The following is a 17,655-nucleotide window of genomic DNA, read 5'->3' as shown; positions in this document are numbered from 1 at the left end:
TAAGTGTGTTCCTCCGAATCGGGGGGCCGAGTTCCCCGCTCAGAGGATCTCTTCGGCGTCGATGGTGCCGTCGCGTTCGATGCCCCGGACCGTGATCTCCTCGCCGAGGCGGACGCTCTCGCTCGTCTCGACGCTCCGTGTCTCGCCGCCGGCGTCGAGGACGACCGGGCTCCCCGACTGGACGACGGTGCCGGTGAACTCCACTTCCTCGCCCGCGCCGGCGTCGTCGCTCTCTTCGCGGAGTTCGTCCGCCCCGTCGCCGTCCTCGCCGAACGCGGAGAGCCCGCCCTGATCGGCGGCCGGTGGGGTCTTCTCGCCGCCGTCGTCGCCCCCGGCGTCGATGTCGGCCTCGCCGTCGAGCACCGAGACCGTGGACTGCCAGCCGGCGGAGGCTTCGAGTTCGTCCTGCCAGCCGTCCTGGATCTCCACGTCGGTGAACGCGACGCGGTCGGCGAGCGTGATGTCGCGGTCGGCCTTCTCGCCCCAGAGCGCGACCCGGATGTCGCCGGTTTCGTCCCGGACACGGACGTTCCGGACCTGTCCCTGCGAGCCGTCGTCGCGGTCGAACGTGCGCTTGTCGTCGGTCTCGATCACCGCGCCGGCGATGTCGACGGTGTCGCCCATCTCGACGGAGCCGATGTCGGCGGTGTCGGGGACGTACTCCACGTCCTCGTCCACCGGCTCGATAGTGCCACGGGAGCCGACGTGCAGTTCGAGGTCCCCGTCGCGTTCGCGGACGTAGCCGTCGACGACTTCGACGACGGTGTCGGCCTCGAGTTCGTCGAGGAGGTCGGTCGCCTCGTCCCAGAGGGTGACCCGGATCCGGCCGGTCTCGTCGCCGATGGCGACGTTCCCGACGCGGCCCTCCGAACCGTCGTCTCGGTCGAACGTGCGGTAGTCGTCGTCCACATCGAGTAGTTTCCCGACGAGTGTCACGTCCGAGAGCCCCATCGAGAGGTCCTCGACGGTGTAGGTGTCGGTCAGTGAGACGTCGATGTCGGCGTCGAGGTCGATCTCGGCTTTGTCCGCCGACACTTCGACGCCGTTGTACCCCTCCTTGGGGCGGCCCGCGATGCGGAGCACGTCGCCGACCTCCAGTTCCTCGAGGGCCGACTCGGCCATCTCGTCCCAGAGTGAGAGCCGGATGCGGCCGGACTCGTCGGCGACTTCGGTGTTGACGACCTGTCCGTCTGGCTGGTCGCCGTCGCGCTCGAAGGTGCGCTTCTCGCCGATCGAGACCAGTTTGGCGAGGAACTTCACGTCGTCCATGCCGGGTTCGATGTCGGCGACGCTCTCGACCTCCCCGCCCTCGTCCTCGAGTTCGTGGGCCACGAGCATCGCCGCCGTCTCGTCGTCCGCGAGGCCACCCATCTCCTCGACTTTCTCCGCCACCATCTCCTCGAACTCCTCGGCGGAGACGTCGGCGTCCAGTTCCTCGTGGACGTCCTCGATGGCACTCATGTTTGGCGGAGGGAGGCACAGGTGACGGTTAAGCGTTGCCGTTGGGGTGTGAGGCCGCCGCTTTCTTGCGGTTTCGGCCATCGGCTCTCGGTGGGCATACCGGGGCTGGCGCGCCCTCCTACAAGAGGCTCCGGGACGACGTGAGAACGGGGACACATCGGCGACAACGCTTTTCGGTGCGCTGGGCCAACGCCGCCCCATGAGCTACGAGACGACCACCGAACGGGGGTTCCTCCTCTCGACGCGGGAGTGGGGCGTCGTCGGCGGCGCGACGGGGCTGATGGCGCTGAACGTCCTCGTCATGTACGTGATGGCGGCGACGCCGCTGGCACGGATCAATCGCATCGTCTTCTCGGTCGGGATCGTCGGCGCGCTGCTCTACGGCGCGCTCATCACCGGCGGCCAGATGATCGCCCAGCGCGGCTTCGAGAACGACTCGATGGGGATGGCGCTCGCGGGCGTCGTCGTCCTCGAACTGGCCTTCGGCGCCTTCGGCGGCGGCGTCCTCTCGTTCCTCTCGGAGGGTGTCCGGGTCACCGCACTGGCGGTTACCGGCGCCATCGTCGTCGCCATGACGGCGCTGATCGGGACGTACGTCTACCTGCGCTCGGACACGCAGTTCGACCACTACGGCCGCTGGGCGACCTACGCCTTCCTCGGGGGGCTGGGGGCGATCCTCGTGGGGACGTTCGTGCCGATCGTGAGCGTCGCCGGCTTCGCCCTGATCTTCGTCGGCTTCCTGCTGCGACTGGGCTACGAGATGTGGGAGATCCGGGAGAGCCGCGGGCGGCCGGCGATGCAGTCGGTCGGGCTGTACGTCGCCGTCGCCGGGGTGTTCGTCCACGTTCTGCAGCTCGTGGTTCGGTCGCTGGCAGAGCGCTGAGCCGCGACACGGAGCAAGCGTTCGGGGGCCGACACCCGCGAAACCTATTTACGGGCGTCATCGAATGGTTGGCTCGATGATGGACTATCGAGGCCGACAGGCGGCCGTACAGGACGAACTCGCGGACGCGGGCATCGACTTCGCCGTCTTCGGCGCCGGTCCCGACCTGCAGTACCTGACCGGATCAAGCATCGACTGGCGGCGCTACGCCGACCTCGGGGCGCGGGTGACCTCGCTGTTCCTCCCGGCGGAGGGCGAACCGGTGCTCCTCGCCGGGCCGTTCGCCGGCGAGGAGTCGGACCTGCCCTGTGCGGTCCGCGGGATGGGGCTGTTCGACGACCCCGGGTCGGCCGTCGCAGCGGTCATCGACGACGTCGCCGACGCCCGCGATACCGTCGCCGTCGGCGACTACACCGAGGGCTCGGTCACGCTCGCGCTCACCGAGGCGTGTCCCGACGCGGACCTCGTCTCCGCCGAGGGGTTGGTCGGGCCGATGCGGGCCATCAAGACGCCCGAGGAGATCGAAGCGCTTCGCGAGGCCGCCGAACTCACCGACCGGATCATGGCCGACGTGGTCGAGAACGTCGAGGCCGGCGACACGATGCGCGAGGTGGGCTTGGAGATCGAACACCGCGGCCGGATGGCGGGTGCGAGCGACGTGAGCTTCTCAAGCACGGCGGGGTTCTGTCACACCGGCGTCGAGCCCAGCGGCGAGGTGTTCAACTACGACCCCGACGAGCCGTTGGAGTCGGGCACGAGCATCGCCTTCGACGTGGGGTTCGTCCACAACGGCTACTGCAGCGACTGGGGCCGGAGCGTCTACTTCGGCGAGCCACCGGAGCACATCGCGTCGGCCTACGAGGCGCTCATGACGGCCGTCGTCGAGACCATCGACGCCATCGGCGACGAGGTACAGACCGTGGACGACCTCTTCCCCTACGTCGAGCAGGTCTGTGACCGCGAGGGCTACGGCGAGTACCTGCGGAACAGACACGAGACCGGTATCGTCGGCCACCAGATCGGCGTCGAGGTCCACGAGAGCCCGTGGCTCCGCCCGGATAACGACGACGAACTGGAGGAGGGGATGGTGTTCTGTCTCGAACCGAAGCTCTGGAACGACGGCGAGTACTACCTCCGCGTCGAGGACATGGTCCACGTGACCGCCGACGGCGCCGAGAGCCTCACGAGGTTCGACCGCGAGCGGTTCGTCGTCTGAGACGGCCGCCGCTCAGGCGCCGTTGGATCTCGGCAAAAAGTGGGACCGCCCGGATTCGAACCGGGGTCACGGGCACCCAAGGCCCGAAGTATACCAGACTAACCCACGGTCCCGCACCTCTCCCTCCGCGACTGTGCCGGTAAAGGGTTTCGGGCTACACCGGCAGTGGCATGTCGAACATCACCGCGATCCCGATCGTCGTCACGCCCATCAGGAGCAGTTGCAGCGGACCGCCCACCCGGATGTAGTCGGTGAAGCGGTACCCCCCGGGGCCGTAGACGAAGAGGTTCGTCTGGTAGCCCACGGGCGTCATGAACGCCGTACTGGCCGCGAACATCACCGCGAAGAGGAACGCGGTGGCGCTGGCGCCGACGGCCTGTGCGGTCTCGACGGCGACGGGGATCATCAACACGACGCTGGCGTTGTTGCTGATCACGTTGGTCAGCAGCGCGGTGAGCAGGTAGAACACCGCGAGCACACCCAGGGTCGGGAGCATCGCCGACGAGGCGACGACGCCCTCCGCGAGCAGCGAGGCGGCGCCGGTGCGCTCGATGGCGATGCCCAGCGGGATCACGCCCGCGAGCAGGAGGATCACGTCCCACTGGACGGCCTCGTAGATCTCGCTGGGCTTGAGACAGCCGGTGACGACCATCGCGAGCGACCCGGCGAGCGCCGAGACGACGATGGGGAGGATCCCCAGCCCCGCTAAGGCGACGACGGCGGCGACGATACCGATGGCGAGGCCGGTCTTCTCCTCGCGGAAGTCGTGCTGTTCGACCTCGCCGGCGAGGATGAACTCCCGTTCGCGCTCGATGCGCTCGATGGTCTGGGTCGGTGCCTGGATCAGCAGGGTGTCACCGACCTTCATCGGGATCTCGTCCATCCGGCGGCGCACGACCTCACGGCCACGTCGGAGCGCCAGCACGGTCGCGTTGTAGCGCTGCCGGAAACTGATCGAGGTCATCGACTCGCCGACCAGCGGCGAGCCGGGGGCGACGACGACTTCGACGAGGTTCTGTCCCGATTCGGCCTGTTCGAGTTCGGCCTCGTCGACGGGCACGTCGAGGAGGTCGAGGCCCTCCACGTCCAGCAGGGAGAGCAGCGTGTCGCGGTCGGTCCGGAGCGTGAAGGTGTCGCCGGCCTGGATCTGCTTGGGGCCGAGCGGTTCGAGGAACACCTCGTCGTCGCGGATGAGTTGGAGCAGGTCAACGTCGAAATCGCCCTCCACGAGGGCGTTACGGACCTTCCGGCCGACGAGCGGGGAGTCCTCACGCACCGTCACCTCGGTGAGGTAGTCGCCGATGCCGAACTCCTCGGTCAGGTCGTCGCTGGGCTCGATGCGGGCGGGGGTGAGCCAGCGCCCGACGGTCATCAGGTACGCGAGGCCGACGAGCATCACGACGACGCCCAGCCCGGTGAACTCGAACATCCCGAGTTCGTGGAGGTCGGTGTTCGCGTACTCCGGGGCCTGCGCCAGCCGCGCGGCCACGTCGCTTGCGAGGACGTTCGTCGAGGTGCCGATCAGGGTGAGGGTGCCACCGAACATCGAGGCGTACGAGAGCGGGAGCAGGAGCTTCGACGGCGACGTGCCCCCGCGGTCGGCCACGTCGATGACCATCGGGAGGAGGATCGCGACGGCCGCGGTGTTGTTGATGAACCCCGAGACCGGCGAGACGATCCCGGTGATCGCCCCGAGCTGTTTGGTCTCGCTGTCGCCGGTAACGCGGCCGATGAACGCACCCAGCGACTGGACGATGCCGGTCCGACGGACGCCCTCGCTGAGAATGAACATCGCGAGCACCGTGATGGTCGCCGCGCTCGCGAAGCCGGAGATGCCCTGTTCGGCGGTGATCATCGTCACCGGCGCGGCGATGAGGCCGGCGTCGGCGAGGCGGGCGCTGATCGGTTCGACGACCATCAGCGTCACCATCACCCCCAGCGCGGTGATGTCGACGGGCACCGGCTCGGTCGCGAACAGCACCAGCGCCGCCAGCACGATCAGGCCGACGACGAGCACTCCGGGCGAAATCGCTACCACGAACACGGCGTCGCCGCCGTCCGGCAAAAGGGTGCGGGTTCCCGGTCACTCCTGCGCTGAGAACGCCGCGCCGAAGGCGGCTCCGAGGGCGATACCGACGCCCATTCCGAGCGCGAGGTCGTCCATCGCCGTGCCCATCGCCGCGCCGAGCGCGATCCCCACCCCCATTCCCAGCGCCATCGCTTGCCCGTCGTCCATCTCGTCGTCGCCGTCGTCGGTCGGGGCGTCGTCGGTGGCGATATCGTCGGGAGACGTGCCTTCGGTCGGTTCGCCGTCGGGTGCTTCGTCACTGCTCATACGTAGGGGAGTTCGAGGGAGGGGAAAAGCGTTCAGTCGAACTGCCAGCCCGTCGACGAGAGGAGGAGCCCGACGACGAGGCCGAAGCCGGCCCCGATCGAGGGGCCAAGCGCCATCCAGAAGCCGAGGTCGCCGGTGAGTGAGCCGACGACCGTGCCGAACGTGACGCCGAGCCCGGCGCCGATGGCCAACCCCATCGCGATGAACAGCGCGCTGGAGTCGCCGGCCTCGTCGGCGTCGACGGCGGCGCCGTCGGTGAGGTCGTTCATAGGCACCGAACGCGTGGAACGGCGAAAAGGGTTGCCAGGGGGGCTACAGCTCCTGATCGGCCAGTTCGAGCGCCGCGACCTGCTGGTAGGGCGTGCGGTCGTTCCGGATGCCTTCGAGGATGCGGAACGCGTCGTCGGGCGAGAGGAAGTGACTGGTGACGGCCTGCCCGAGCGGCGTCGCGTCGAAACCGTCGATGAACCCCCACTCGAGCAGCTTCCCGATGGCGTGTTTGGTCGGGACGTCGCCGATCATGCGGTCGTTGAGCCGCTTTGCGAGCTTGCCGGCGACGGCGACGTTGGCCAGCGTCTCCTCGGCGGCGGCGGCCTCGTCGTAGACGGTCGCTACGTCCTCCATCTCCCCTTTGAGCAGGCGGAACGCGGTCTCGTCCTCCGTCGCCTCCATCGAGCCGTGATAGGCGGCGTCGGGTTCGACGAGCAGGTAGACCGTCCCCTGATCGTGGTAGTCCGGGCGGCCCGCGCGGCCGAGCATCTGGGAGAACTCCTGGACCGAGAGCCACTCGATCCCCATAGCCAGCGAGTCGAAGACGACTTGCGAGGCGGGGAAGTCCACACCCGCCGCGAGCGCGGCGGTGGTGACGACGGCCGCGAGGTCCTGATTGCCGAACTTCCGTTCGACCTGCTTTCGCTTCCCGTAGTCCAGCCCGGCGTGGTAGGGCGCCGAGGCGTAGTCGAGCTTCCGGGAGATCTCGTGACAGCGCCGCCGGGAGTTGGTGAAGATGATCGTCTGGCCGCGGTAGCCTTTCGAGGACTTGCTGTCGAACTCACGCCTGACGAGGCGGTCCTCGATCCGGAGTTTCTCCCGGCCGTCGGCGAAGGTGACGTGGCGCTCGATGGGGACGGGGCGCTCCTCGAACTCGATCAGGGTCGCCCGGAGGTTCTCCGCGAGCCACTCGGGGTTGCCGACGGTCGCCGAGAGGTAGACGTACTGGGCGCCGTCGTAGCCCGAGCGGGACTTCTCGCGCTGCTCGCAGTAGTGTTTGAGCCGGGAGATCATCCCGTCGAGTCGGTGGCCCCGCTCGCCCTCCTTCAGGCTGTGGACTTCGTCGATGACGACGGTGCCGATGTCGCCCATGTCCTTGCCGGTCCGGAGGCCGTGGTCGATCCCCTCGTAGGTGCCGACGATGATGTCGGCGCCGGGGTCGAACTTCGCCCCCGAATCCGTCACGCGGGACCCGCCGACGCGCAGCGTCACGTCGAGTTCGTCGCCGTAGCGCTCCTCGAAGTCCTCGTGTTTCTGGTTGGCCAGCGCGACCAGCGGGACGAGGAACAGTAGCTTCCCGTCGCCCTTCAGCGCCCGGTCGACGCCGGCGAGTTCGCCGACGAGGGTCTTCCCCGTCGCCGTCGCGGAGACGACCAGTTGGTCCTCCTCCTCGAAGAGGCCGTTCTCGACGGCGAGGCTCTGGACCGGCAGGAGGCTGTCGAAGCGCTCCTCCACGTCGGACTGGAGCCACGGGTGCAAGTCGAGGTCGCTCGTGGGGAACGGGTCGACCTCGTCAGTCGTCGCCGAGATGGTGTCGAACTTCGTGAGGTCGGGGTCGAGTTCCCCCTTGAGCATGTCGGTGATCCGGTCGAGGTCGCCGACTTCGAGCAGGAGTTCCTCCAGTCGGTCCTGTGCGGCGCCGGTGAACTGGCCCTTGTAGGAGAGTTCGCGCTCCAACTCCTCGACGGCGCAGTCCTGACAGATGAAGTCCCGATCGGCGGAGACGGCGGTCTCCTCGGTGATGGGGGAGTAGCGGGCGGCGTTGGCACAGTAGCGACAGGTGCGGACGGCCAGTGCTTCCAGTTGGTAGCCGTCGAGCATCGCCTGCAGGCGCTCGCGGCCCCCGCGTGAGGTCTGTTCGGAGATACGGATCCGTTCGGCGCGGCGGGCGAGTTCGACGAACTCCTCGGGGCGCATGGGCTCCCCGCCGTCGTCGTCGGACTGCAGGAACCGCCGCGGGCGTGGGCCGGCGTCGGTCTCCTTCAGTTCCAGTTTGCCGCGGAACACCCGGGAGCCGTCACGGAGCACGGCGACGAGGAAATCGTCGCCGGCCTCGTGGAGGAACAGGGTGTCGACGCGGGCGACCTGCTGAGACACGAGTGACCGTAGGCGAAACGGGTACTTCAGCCACACGGTGCTGTGGCGTGTGAGCCCGTGCCTGTCCGCCTGAGAGCGCCCCTCACAGTACGTTTAGGGGTCTCGGCCCAGTAGAACCCGGTAATGACGACCTCCCTCTCGAAGACGACGCTGTTCTGTGCGGTCTGTGGCCACCGGAGCCCTCCGGACGGCGACTGGACCGAATCCCAGACGACGACCGACCTCGGCGCGCGGCTCGCGCTCTCCTGTCCAGACTGCGGCACGACGATCACGCGGCGCTCGATCGACGCCGGTCGGAGCGTCGACACCGTCGTCGACGCAGACTGACCGGCGACGGTCGGCCGGGCAGGGCACAGACTGACCGGCGACGGTCGACCGGGAAGAAACTGACCGCGAAAACGGACCGCGTCTCTACTCCTCGACCAGTTCGATCGCGTCGTCGCCGTTCGGAACCGCACAGATGAACGCGCCGGGCTTGTCGCCCTCGTTACGGTACCAGTGGACGACACCCGCCGGGATCAGCAGCGAGTCGCCGGCGGAGACGGTGTACTCCTCCTCACCAATACCGACGACGTACTCACCCTCCAGCACGTACTGCTCGTGTTCGACCTCGTTGGTGTGTTCGGGGACCGAGGCGCCGGCGTCGAGTTCGAAGCGCCGGATGGCAAAGTTGGGCGCGCCGTCGGAGTCGTCGAGGAGGACGCCCTTCCGCATCCCGTCGGCGGCGCCGACGGCGTCGTACTCGATCTCGTCGCTGCGCTTCACTACGGGAGTCGGGTCGCTCATACGCCGGGCTTCGACGCCGAGGAGCTAAACCGTGGCGGCACGGGCCGCGGCGGCCGGCTTTTTCACCCTGTCGCCCCAACTGAACGGTATGCGAGGTATCCGACTCGGGAGCGTCTTCGGGATCCCGATCAAGCTCGACGCCACGTTCCTGCTGATCCTGCCGTTGCTCGCGTACCTCATCGGCAGCGACGTGGGGACGCTGGTGACCGACGTTCTCAACCCCACCTTCGGCGCCGGCATCGAGGCCGGCGCGCTGACCGGCGGCCTCACCCCCTTCGCACTCGGGGCGGTCGCCGCAGTCGGCCTCTTTACCTGCGTGTTGCTCCACGAACTCGGCCACTCGGTCGTCGCGATGTACCACGGCTACGAGATCGACTCGATCACCCTCTGGCTGCTCGGCGGCGTCGCCCAGTTCACCGAGATGCCCGAGGACTGGAAGGTCGAACTGCAGGTGGCCGTCGCCGGCCCGGTCGTGAGCGTCGCGCTCGGGGGGCTCGCCTACGTCGGCTTCTCGTTGATCGTCGGCTCCGGCCAGCCGATACTCGCGTTCGTGCTCGGCTACCTGATGCTCGCCAACGTCGTCCTCGCCGCGTTCAACATGCTGCCCGGGTTCCCGATGGACGGCGGTCGCGTGCTGCGGGCGCTGCTCGCACGCACCCGGACTCACGCCCGCGCGACCCAGATCGCCGCCGAGGTCGGCAAGGGGTTCGCGGTGCTGCTGGCTCTGTTCGCGCTGTTCACCGGGATCAACCTCTACCTGCTCGCGCTGGCGTTCTTTATCTACATGGGCGCGGCCGGGGAGGCCCAACAGACCGTGCTCAAGGCGGCGTTCCGCGGCGTCGCCGTCGACGACGTGATGACCGGGAAGGGGGCCCTCCACACCGTGTCACCGGACGACACCGTCGCCACCTTGATGTCGCGGATGTTCCGCGAGCGCCACACGGGCTACCCGGTCGTCGAGAACGGCGAACTGGTGGGGATGGTGACGCTCTCTGACGCCCAGTCGGTCGACGAGGTCGAGCGTGACGCGATGCGCGTCGAGGACGTGATGGCCACCGACATATACACCGTCACGCCCGAGACCGAGGCGATGGACGCCTTCGAACTGATGCAGGGCAACGGCGTGGGGCGGCTGCCGGTCGTCGACGCCAACGGCGACCTCTGTGGGATCGTCTCTCGAACGGACCTGATGACGGCGTTCGACATCATCCAGAAGAGCGGGTCGATGGCCAACGACACACTGGGACCCGACGTGTCCCCGTTCGGGCGGTAAGGGCGGCTCAGGGGCCAGTGCCACGTGCTACGGGCTCCCTCTTTCCCTATCCGCGCCGGGACCGTCGGGGACGGGTGTCCAAGGGGCCCGACCGGGGACGTTAGCGATCAAAAAGCATTTCCGCGTGTTTTCCTCGAAAGTTGACGTATGGAGCCCAAAGAGACAGTAGAGTACGTCGACGAGGGAGAACTGACCCCCCGGTTCGTAAAGACCGTCGTCGCTATCACGGCCGCCTTTCTCGTCGTCGGTGGGATCGTTACGTACTACGTCACGTTCGTCCTTCTCGGGTTCTGACCGCTGCTTTCCACGTCCTGTATCAGTTCCCGTGTGAGGACGTTTCACTGCTCGCGTCGGTCGCCGGAAAAGGTCCGGGCGCGGGAATTGAACCCGCGTCTCAGCCCCCACAAGGCTGAAGGATACCACTACCCCAGCCCGGACACACTGATTGCTACCACGGTTTCAGGGAAATACGTTACGACATTCCCGGGCCCGTGACACGCCGACTCAGGGGAGCGAGGGGCTTTTGCCGACCAACGACGTAGCCGCCGGTAGTGGCCATCACCGACAAGATCTACGTCAAGAACCACCGGCAGATCGCCTCCCAACTGGAGCGCTCCATCCCGAAGGGCGCGTTCAAGGGGGCGACGCTGGACCTGCTGTTCACCGGTGACGGCATGGAGAAACTCGACGAGGCGACCCGGGAGAAGGTGCTCGACTTCGCGGAGGACTTCCTCGACTGTGACTGCGACAACAACCCCTACTGCGGCCACCCCGAGGAGAAGTTCATCACGTACCTGCTGGAACTGCGCGCCCAAGGGCTCGGTCCCGACGCCATCGTCGACACGATGTCGGCGGAGTACATGCTCTATGCGTACTCCGGCGACGTGCTCTCGTTCCTCGACAGCGCGATCCGCGAACTGGAAGCCGTCGAGTCGCTGGCGGAGGTAGAGGGCAACCGCGAGGCCGCACGGCGCGCCCGCGAAGCCAAACGGGAGCTGTCGGGCTAACCCAACTGGAAGGAGTTCCGGTCGCCGTCGAGCTCTTCCAGTTGGACGACCTCCTCGTCCTCGGCTTCGGCCTGCTCGCGGAGGTAGTCGATGTAGCGTTTGTGCTCCTCCAACTGCTCGCGCAGGTGGTCGGCTTCGAGCTCCAGGCGCTCGTGTTCGCGGATGAAGCTCTTTGGCACCTCCACCCGCGGCGGGAACCCCTCACCCTCGTCCTCGGCGTCGGCGCCCGCCGGGACCAGATCCACCTGCCCGTCGTGGGCCACGAGGGTGTCGACGTAGTCACGGAACACCGCCGACAGCGAGAGTTCCCGCTCCTCGGCGATCTCCCGCAGCGTCTCGAAGGCGTCCTCGTCGACGCGGAAGGAGATTGTCTTGCTCTTGGTGCCCATGTCGTTCAGCGATTGCGCACGCCGGGCCTTAAGCGTTCGTGGGGGGGTGCGTGCCAGTAGTTCTCTCGAAAGGGTTATCCCGCCGGCGGGTCTCAGTTCATTTGCAATGGCAACCGGTACGGTTGATTTCTTCAACGATACGGGCGGTTACGGTTTCATCGAGACTGAGGACGCGGACGACGACGTTTTCTTCCACATGGAAGACGTGGGCGGCCCTGACCTCGAGGAAGGCCAAGAAGTTGAGTTTGACATCGAACAGGCCGACAAGGGCCCCCGCGCGACGAACCTGACCCGACTTTAAAGTCAGTTCTTCGCAGCGGACTTTCTTCGTTTATCACTCCGAGTAGCGAACGCGCTCGCGGTCGCGTCGGGCCGTCGACGCCCCCGAGCGGTTTTGTTCACCCCCGCCCAACTCCGTCCATGAGCGACGGCTCGCGGTTCGACCGGCTGGAACGCCACGCCACCTCCGGCCCGCGGAACTCCCTCCAGCACTGGCCCGACGCCAAGTCACCCCTCCGGGTTGCGCTGAACTACGTCGTCGTCTGGCTGATCCGGGTGTCGCCGAGCCTCCGGGTCAAGAACTGGCTGCTCGCCCGTCTCGGCGCCGACGTAGGCGAGGGGGTGTCGTGGGGGCTGGAGGCCACCCCGGACGTGTTCTGGCCCGAACGGATCACGCTCGGCGACGACGCCATCGTCGGCTACGACGCGACGCTGCTCTGTCACGAGTTCCTGCAGGAGGAGTATCGACTGGGCGACGTCGTGATCGGGGACCGGGCGATGATCGGCGCCGGTGCCATCGTGTTGCCGGGGGTCGAAGTCGGTGACGGCGCGCAGGTCGCGGCGAACTCGCTGGTCGTCGAGGACGTTCCAGACGGCGAGACCGTCGCCGGGGTGCCCGCGGAGCCGCTCTCGCGGGACGGCGAGGAGTAGTCCGGTGCCGCTCGATCAGGCCCGGGGGAGCGAGACACAGAAGGTCGCGCCGTCGTCGGCGCCGGGGTTGGCACACCAGATCTCGCCGCCGTAACTGGAGACGACCGTGTCCGCGAAGAAGAGGCTGATACCGGTACCGTGGTGAAGCGGGTCGACCTCTTCGCGGCCGAAGATGAGGTCGGCCTGCCCCTGGGGGACTCCCGGACCGTTGTCCGAGACCCGCAGCGTCACCGTCTCCTCGCCGTCCTTGACCTCGACGGTGACGCGGGGCGTCGACGCGTCGTTGTGATCGATCGCGTTGTCGAGGACGGCCTCGACGACGATCGAGAGCAGGTCGTCGGCGGCGACCCGGACCTCGGGGAAGCGGTCGTAGTGGAACTCCGCCTCGCGGTGTTCGTCGTCGATGGCGACGATACAGTCCTGCAACAGCAGGTCCAACCGGATCGGCTCGGTCTCGGCGTCCCACGAGCGTTCCAGCCCCTCACGCAGGTCCCGGGCTCGGTCGGACTTCTGGGAGAGGTCCGCCAGCCCGTCCTTGGCACGCTGGAGGGACTCACGGGCATCGGGGTCGTCGATGCGGTTCTCGGCGCGCTGAATGTGGCCGTAGAGGAGGTTCAGTTCGTTCCGGAGGTCGTGCCGGAGGAGGCGCCCGAGCACCTCCGAAGCGTCGCGGTAGCGGCGCTCCTTGGTCGTGTCAGTGAAGACGGCAACGTAGCCATGAACGGTTCCGTCGAACTCGATAGCGGAGGTCGACCCCTGCCCGAAGACCACGTCGCCGTCGGCGGTGAGTAGTTTGAACGTCCCCTGCCAGGACTCCCCACGCTGGAGGTGTTCGACGATCTCGCCGTAGATGCTGTCGTCGGCGGAGATGGCGGCCGGTGACCGCCCTTCGAGTTCCTCGAAGTCGTAGCCAACGAACGCGAGTCCGCTGTCGTTCACCTCGCGAATGGCGAGTGACTCGTCGGTGATGAGCGCCGGCGTGGCGGTGTGTTTGAACGCTCGCCGGTACATCTCCGGCATCAGCGTCGGCGAGTCGTCAGTGTCGTCGGTCATCCCTCGACCGCCCGAACGTCGAACACTCGCTGGTAGTAGTTGGCGACCATGTCCAGGACACGCTCGAGGTCGGCCTCGCGGTCTTGGTGGGTCCAGTCGTCGTGGATGGCGACGCCGTCAACGAACGTCTCGGCCAGCGACTCGATCGTCGACTCGGCGGCGCCGGGGATCATCGACCGGAGCTTCAGCCGGTGGGCGTCGAGGGCGTCCTGTCGCCAGTAGTCCTCGACGCCGCCGTGGAGCTTCCAGAACCGCGTCTGACAGACGGCGTACTCGGGGTCGATGCCGGTGTACGAACAGACCTCCTCGAGGCAGCCCTCGACGCAGTCCCACCGGGGATCACTCGACTGGCGGGTCTCGGCGGGCACCGATCCCTCGGTGAACAGCAGTTCCTCGATTCCTGGGTTCGACCGTTGTTCGACGACGTACTCCCAGTTCTCGATCTCGTCCTGTAAGTAGAGTGCGTGCATGAAGCGGGTCCCGGCCTGTTCGGCGGCCGCCGTGGAGATAGTCGGAAACTCGGCGGCGAACGCTCGGGTCATGCCGACGTTCGCGCGCTCCTGGGCACGCATCGCCGCGTCGGCGTCACCACGGATCAGGTGGAGTTCGCGTTGGTCCTGTTGGTAGAACGCGTCCAACACCGACTCGGCGGCGGAAACCGCCTCGGGGCCGGCAGCGGTGACCTCAGACGTGGCGTGTTCGGCCGCTGCATCGTCCCGCATGAATGTGTCTATGGGAACGTCCTGTTGAATAAATATTTAACGGTGAAACCGGTCGAACCGATGTTCTCAGTCGTCGTGAATGATCACGATGCCGCCGTCGAACACCCGATCGTTCGGGACGACGTACTCCTCGCTCTCGGCCTCGATGTGGGTGACGAACACGTCGATCTCCTGTACGACACCCCGCTGGTTGCCGATCTTCACCGTATCGCCGATGCCGTACGGCTGGTTCAGAAACAGGTAGATACCGGCGGCCGCCGAGGAGAGCATCTGTTTGCCGGCGACGACGCCGAAGACGACGATCGCCAGCGCGTAGAGCGCCAGCAGCACGACCAGCGCGAACGTGGCGACCCCGATCTGGTCGAGGGCGAGGACGAACGCGACGTAGAAGACGCTGTACTTCGCCGCGGTCGGGACGATCCCGATCTGGGGGAGTTTGACGCTCCGCAGCCGTTCGGTGAGGAAGAGTTCGACTTTGTCGCCGACGACGATGCCGACGATCAGGATCAACACCGCGACGAAGAGGCTCGGGAGGAAGCCGGTCGTCTGTGACCAGAACTGGTCCGCGTAGCTCGGTTCCGCGATGGAGATGGCGACGATGGCGCCGAGGATCACGATGAACCAGCCCGAGAGCTGTGAGAGGATGGCCACCGTCGAGGTGCCGACGCCGCGAGCGGTCCGCTCGAACGCGGTCCCCTCGATGCTCTCGGGGAGGCCAGCCCGTTCGAGCAGGCCGGCGTTGACCTTCACGACGGCCCACGCCAGCACGGCAGAGAGCAGGAACACCGCGAAGGCGAGCCAGATCCGCTCCGGGACCGCTCCGAGCGGGCCGCCGAGCTCGAAGCCGAACTGGATCGCCACCGGCTCCACCATCAGTAGTCCTCCGGATCGAGTTCCAGAATCAACTCCCCGCCCTTGAACGCCCGAACCAGCCCGTCGGACTCCGAGAGCACGATCGAGGTCGCGTTGGTCGCCCGCGTGATGGCCGCCCCGGCCATGTGCCGGGTGCCGAGCCCCTTCGGGATGTCGACGCCCTCGGCGCCGGCTTCGAGGTAGCGGTACGCCGAGACGATCTTTCCCGAGTCGCTGATGACGAACGCGCCGTCGAGCCGCGAGAACTCCTTGAGCATCACGTTCACGATGGGGTCGCCGACGTGGACGTGGGACTTCTCGAAGGGGTTGTAGCTGAGCGGGCGGGACTTGTTCATCACCTTCCCGGCGTCGCCGATGACGAACAGCGCGCCGACTGGCTTGCCCTTCTGGCCCTTCTTGCCGAGTTCCATCACGACCTCGAACACGTCACGGATGACCCCGGGGTCCGCACGCGAGTTCACGAACAGGTCGTAGATGCCGGTGTGGATCGACTCGTCGACGCGAACCCGGACCAGGGAGTCGTAGTCGTCGCCGAAGACCCCAACCACGCAGGCCACGTCGTCACCGTCGTCGACGATCCCGCGGTCGATAGCCCCCTCGATACCGAACCGGATGCGGTCCCGAACGTTGTCGAACTCGAGGGGGAGTTCGACGAACGTCTCCGCGTCGACGGAGTTCTCCGGGGCCACGACCACGACCTCCTCCTCGCTCTCCTCGAACCGTTCGTAGAATCCGCTGCTGGGCGAGAACACGAACAGCGCGTCCAAGTCAGCCGTCAGGTCGTCGAGGAGATCGGCAGGGGTCGACATTATCAGAGATAGTTTTCCCGGCGCATCAAAGGGTTTGTGGGTTCGTCAGGCCCGCGGCGGCCACGAGCGCCCGCCCGGCGGTCGTCCCGGATACTTTACATTCGCGGGTCGAGTGAACCCACCATGGACGAACGACGGGCGGTTATCGCGCTGTTCGGCGTCGCCGTCATGGCCGTACTCGGCGCGCTCGCGTACCGCTTCGTCGCCCCGCTGACCGTCTCGGTGTTCCTCTACTACTCCACGCGGCGGTACTTCAAGTTCCTCCGGCGGCTCCGTCTGCCGGCGCGCCTCCGAGCGGTGACCGTGCTCGCGTCGCTGGCGATCCCGCTCGTCTTACTGCTCAGCTACGCGGTCGTGTTACTCCTGATCGAGGCTCGCGCGTTCGTCACGGAGTACTCCCTGCTCGACGTCGCCTCAACGAACGTCGGGTGGCTCGAAGGCGTTGACAGCGTCCCGGAGTTCACCCTGCAGGGGCTCTACGGCGCCTACCAGTCCGGCGATCTCACGCCGTTCATCGAGGTGGCCAGCGGCCACGCCGAACTGCTCACCGGCCTCGTCTCCGGGTTCTTCCTCAACTTCTTCATCGTCGTGATCGTCACCTACTACCTGCTGATCGACGGCGGGCGGGTCCGGAACTGGCTGCTCCGGTTCGACGACGAGGCGATCATCCGGGAGTACCTGGAGGCCGTCGACGAGGAACTGGAGTCGGTGCTCTTCGGGAACCTGTTGAACGTCATCGCCATCTCGCTGATCGCCATCGCGGCCTTCACGGCGTACAACGCGGTCGCCCCCGCGCCGGCGGAGGTGCCGTACCCCACCCTCGCCGGCACGCTCACGGGGATCGCCAGCCTGATCCCGGTGGTCGGGATGAAGATCGTCTACCTCCCGCTGACGGCCGTCGCCGCGCTGCCGATCCTCCTCGGCGGCGACCAGTCGCTGCTGCCCTACATCGTGGGGTTCCTCGTCGTCGCCGTCGTCGTCGTCGACACGATCCCGGACATCCTGCTGCGCCCGATCCTCAGCGGCGAGAACACTCACGTCGGACTGTTGATGCTCGCGTACACGCTCGGCCCGGTGGTGTTGGGGTTCTACGGGCTCTTTTTCGCCCCGATCATGCTGGTGGTCGGGCTCACCTTCGGCCAGACCGCCCTGCCGCGCCTGCTCGGCGCCGACGAGGAGGACGAGGGCGTGTCCTCGGACCAGATGCGACTGAGTGACTTCTCGGAGGACCGGGGGGTTCGAGAGAGCGTTCGCGAGCGGATCCGAAACAGTTGGTCGAACGACGGCGAGTGATCACGGTCGCTCGGACGGAAAATGCGCGTGACCGGATTCGAACCACGAGAACTCACTCTGTTCGTTCTCTGGGCCGCGAATCCTTCTGAGGAGATTCGCGACACTCCCGAGAGTGGAGTCGGAAAATGCGCGGGACCGGATTCGAACCGGCGGACCCCTACGGGATAGCGTCCTAAGCGCTACGCCTTTGGCCTGGCTCGGCAACCCGCGCGCCGTGACGCGACCGGACTCGCGTCGCAGTCGACCCGATGCGACCCG

20 protein-coding genes and 3 tRNA genes are annotated in these 17,655 nt (G+C 67.0%); 9 read left to right on the top strand and 14 right to left on the bottom strand.

Going from position 1 to position 17,655, the window contains the following annotated elements; genetic code table 11:
• Positions 1 to 39 precede the first annotated feature (39 nt).
• On the bottom strand, positions 40 to 1,461 hold the full coding sequence (locus tag NO998_RS02810) for a single-stranded DNA binding protein (protein ID WP_267645508.1): 1,422 nt from the start codon (positions 1,459 to 1,461) through the stop codon (positions 40 to 42).
• A gap of 199 nt (positions 1,462 to 1,660) precedes the next feature.
• Here NO998_RS02810 and NO998_RS02805 point away from each other — a divergent pair, with 199 nt between their 5' ends.
• A complete protein-coding gene (locus NO998_RS02805; RefSeq protein ID WP_267645507.1) occupies positions 1,661 to 2,344 on the top strand; it encodes a hypothetical protein in 684 nt (227 codons plus the stop codon).
• A 76-nt stretch (positions 2,345 to 2,420) separates the two neighbouring features.
• Positions 2,421 to 3,560, top strand: a complete 1,140-nt coding sequence (locus tag NO998_RS02800; RefSeq protein WP_267645506.1) for a M24 family metallopeptidase — start codon at positions 2,421 to 2,423, stop codon at positions 3,558 to 3,560.
• Positions 3,561 to 3,600: 40 nt separating this feature from the next.
• Here the strand turns inward: NO998_RS02800 and NO998_RS02795 are convergent.
• The 5 genes from NO998_RS02795 to NO998_RS02775 form a co-directional block, all read right to left on the bottom strand.
• Positions 3,601 to 3,673: transfer RNA gene (locus NO998_RS02795), tRNA-Pro, on the bottom strand.
• A 41-nt stretch (positions 3,674 to 3,714) separates the two neighbouring features.
• Entirely contained in the window at positions 3,715 to 5,598 is a 1,884-nt protein-coding gene (locus NO998_RS02790) for an SLC13 family permease (RefSeq protein WP_267645505.1), read from the bottom strand.
• A gap of 45 nt (positions 5,599 to 5,643) precedes the next feature.
• Positions 5,644 to 5,895, bottom strand: a complete 252-nt coding sequence (locus tag NO998_RS02785; RefSeq protein ID WP_267645504.1) for a glycine zipper domain-containing protein — start codon at positions 5,893 to 5,895, stop codon at positions 5,644 to 5,646.
• A 32-nt stretch (positions 5,896 to 5,927) separates the two neighbouring features.
• On the bottom strand, positions 5,928 to 6,164 hold the full coding sequence (locus NO998_RS02780; RefSeq protein WP_267645503.1) for a hypothetical protein: 237 nt from the start codon (positions 6,162 to 6,164) through the stop codon (positions 5,928 to 5,930).
• Positions 6,165 to 6,207: 43 nt separating this feature from the next.
• Positions 6,208 to 8,262, bottom strand: a complete 2,055-nt coding sequence (locus NO998_RS02775; protein WP_267645502.1) for a DEAD/DEAH box helicase — start codon at positions 8,260 to 8,262, stop codon at positions 6,208 to 6,210.
• Between the two features lie 123 nt (positions 8,263 to 8,385).
• Between NO998_RS02775 and NO998_RS02770 the strand changes: the two genes are divergently transcribed.
• Entirely contained in the window at positions 8,386 to 8,589 is a 204-nt protein-coding gene (locus tag NO998_RS02770; RefSeq protein ID WP_267645501.1) for a DUF8106 domain-containing protein, read from the top strand.
• 84 nt (positions 8,590 to 8,673) lie between these two features.
• Here NO998_RS02770 and NO998_RS02765 read toward each other — a convergent pair whose 3' ends face one another.
• Positions 8,674 to 9,048: a cupin domain-containing protein gene (locus NO998_RS02765; protein ID WP_267645500.1), complete on the bottom strand. Its 375-nt coding sequence runs from the start codon at positions 9,046 to 9,048 to the stop codon at positions 8,674 to 8,676.
• Positions 9,049 to 9,136: 88 nt separating this feature from the next.
• Between NO998_RS02765 and NO998_RS02760 the strand changes: the two genes are divergently transcribed.
• Together NO998_RS02760 and NO998_RS02755 are read left to right on the top strand one after the other, a co-directional pair.
• Entirely contained in the window at positions 9,137 to 10,321 is a 1,185-nt protein-coding gene (locus tag NO998_RS02760) for a CBS domain-containing protein (protein WP_267645499.1), read from the top strand.
• 147 nt (positions 10,322 to 10,468) lie between these two features.
• Positions 10,469 to 10,615, top strand: coding sequence for a hypothetical protein (locus tag NO998_RS02755; protein WP_267645498.1), 147 nt, complete (start codon positions 10,469 to 10,471; stop codon positions 10,613 to 10,615).
• A gap of 72 nt (positions 10,616 to 10,687) precedes the next feature.
• On the opposite strand, the gene NO998_RS02750 is transcribed toward NO998_RS02755, so the two are convergent.
• Positions 10,688 to 10,758: transfer RNA gene (locus NO998_RS02750), tRNA-His, on the bottom strand.
• A gap of 114 nt (positions 10,759 to 10,872) precedes the next feature.
• Between NO998_RS02750 and NO998_RS02745 the strand changes: the two genes are divergently transcribed.
• Positions 10,873 to 11,328 carry a DUF5814 domain-containing protein gene (locus NO998_RS02745; RefSeq protein WP_267645497.1) on the top strand — a complete coding sequence of 152 codons (456 nt, stop codon included), beginning with the start codon at positions 10,873 to 10,875 and terminating at the stop codon, positions 11,326 to 11,328.
• Here NO998_RS02745 and NO998_RS02740 read toward each other — a convergent pair.
• Positions 11,325 to 11,717, bottom strand: a complete 393-nt coding sequence (locus NO998_RS02740; RefSeq protein ID WP_267645496.1) for a DUF8146 domain-containing protein — start codon at positions 11,715 to 11,717, stop codon at positions 11,325 to 11,327. The genes NO998_RS02745 and NO998_RS02740 overlap by 4 nt on opposite strands.
• 106 nt (positions 11,718 to 11,823) lie before the next feature.
• Between NO998_RS02740 and NO998_RS02735 the strand changes: the two genes are divergently transcribed.
• Entirely contained in the window at positions 11,824 to 12,018 is a 195-nt protein-coding gene (locus tag NO998_RS02735; RefSeq protein ID WP_049980416.1) for a cold-shock protein, read from the top strand.
• 119 nt (positions 12,019 to 12,137) lie between these two features.
• Positions 12,138 to 12,647 (top strand): acyltransferase, encoded by a 510-nt coding sequence (locus tag NO998_RS02730; protein ID WP_267645494.1) that lies wholly within the window; start codon positions 12,138 to 12,140, stop codon positions 12,645 to 12,647.
• Positions 12,648 to 12,662: 15 nt separating this feature from the next.
• On the opposite strand, the gene NO998_RS02725 is transcribed toward NO998_RS02730, so the two are convergent.
• The 4 genes from NO998_RS02725 to dacZ all read right to left on the bottom strand — a co-directional run bounded on the left by NO998_RS02725 (position 12,663) and on the right by dacZ (position 16,104).
• Positions 12,663 to 13,700: an ATP-binding protein gene (locus NO998_RS02725; protein WP_267645493.1), complete on the bottom strand. Its 1,038-nt coding sequence runs from the start codon at positions 13,698 to 13,700 to the stop codon at positions 12,663 to 12,665.
• Positions 13,697 to 14,422 carry a hypothetical protein gene (locus tag NO998_RS02720; RefSeq protein WP_267645492.1) on the bottom strand — a complete coding sequence of 242 codons (726 nt, stop codon included), beginning with the start codon at positions 14,420 to 14,422 and terminating at the stop codon, positions 13,697 to 13,699. Before NO998_RS02720 ends, NO998_RS02725 begins: the two co-directional genes overlap by 4 nt.
• A gap of 66 nt (positions 14,423 to 14,488) precedes the next feature.
• Entirely contained in the window at positions 14,489 to 15,295 is an 807-nt protein-coding gene (locus tag NO998_RS02715; protein ID WP_267645491.1) for a mechanosensitive ion channel domain-containing protein, read from the bottom strand.
• A complete protein-coding gene (dacZ, locus tag NO998_RS02710) occupies positions 15,295 to 16,104 on the bottom strand; it encodes a diadenylate cyclase DacZ (protein WP_267645490.1) in 810 nt (269 codons plus the stop codon). Before dacZ ends, NO998_RS02715 begins: the two co-directional genes overlap by 1 nt.
• Positions 16,105 to 16,227: 123 nt before the next feature.
• Between dacZ and NO998_RS02705 the strand changes: the two genes are divergently transcribed.
• Entirely contained in the window at positions 16,228 to 17,397 is a 1,170-nt protein-coding gene (locus tag NO998_RS02705) for an AI-2E family transporter (protein WP_267645489.1), read from the top strand.
• 126 nt (positions 17,398 to 17,523) lie between these two features.
• Here the strand turns inward: NO998_RS02705 and NO998_RS02700 are convergent.
• Positions 17,524 to 17,608, bottom strand: a tRNA-Leu gene (locus NO998_RS02700).
• Positions 17,609 to 17,655: the final 47 nt, after the last annotated feature.

It is taken from the genome of Halolamina litorea (assembly GCF_026616205.1).
GTDB lineage: Archaea > Halobacteriota > Halobacteria > Halobacteriales > Haloferacaceae > Halolamina > Halolamina litorea.
This window is presented reverse-complemented; position numbering and strand designations above follow the sequence as displayed.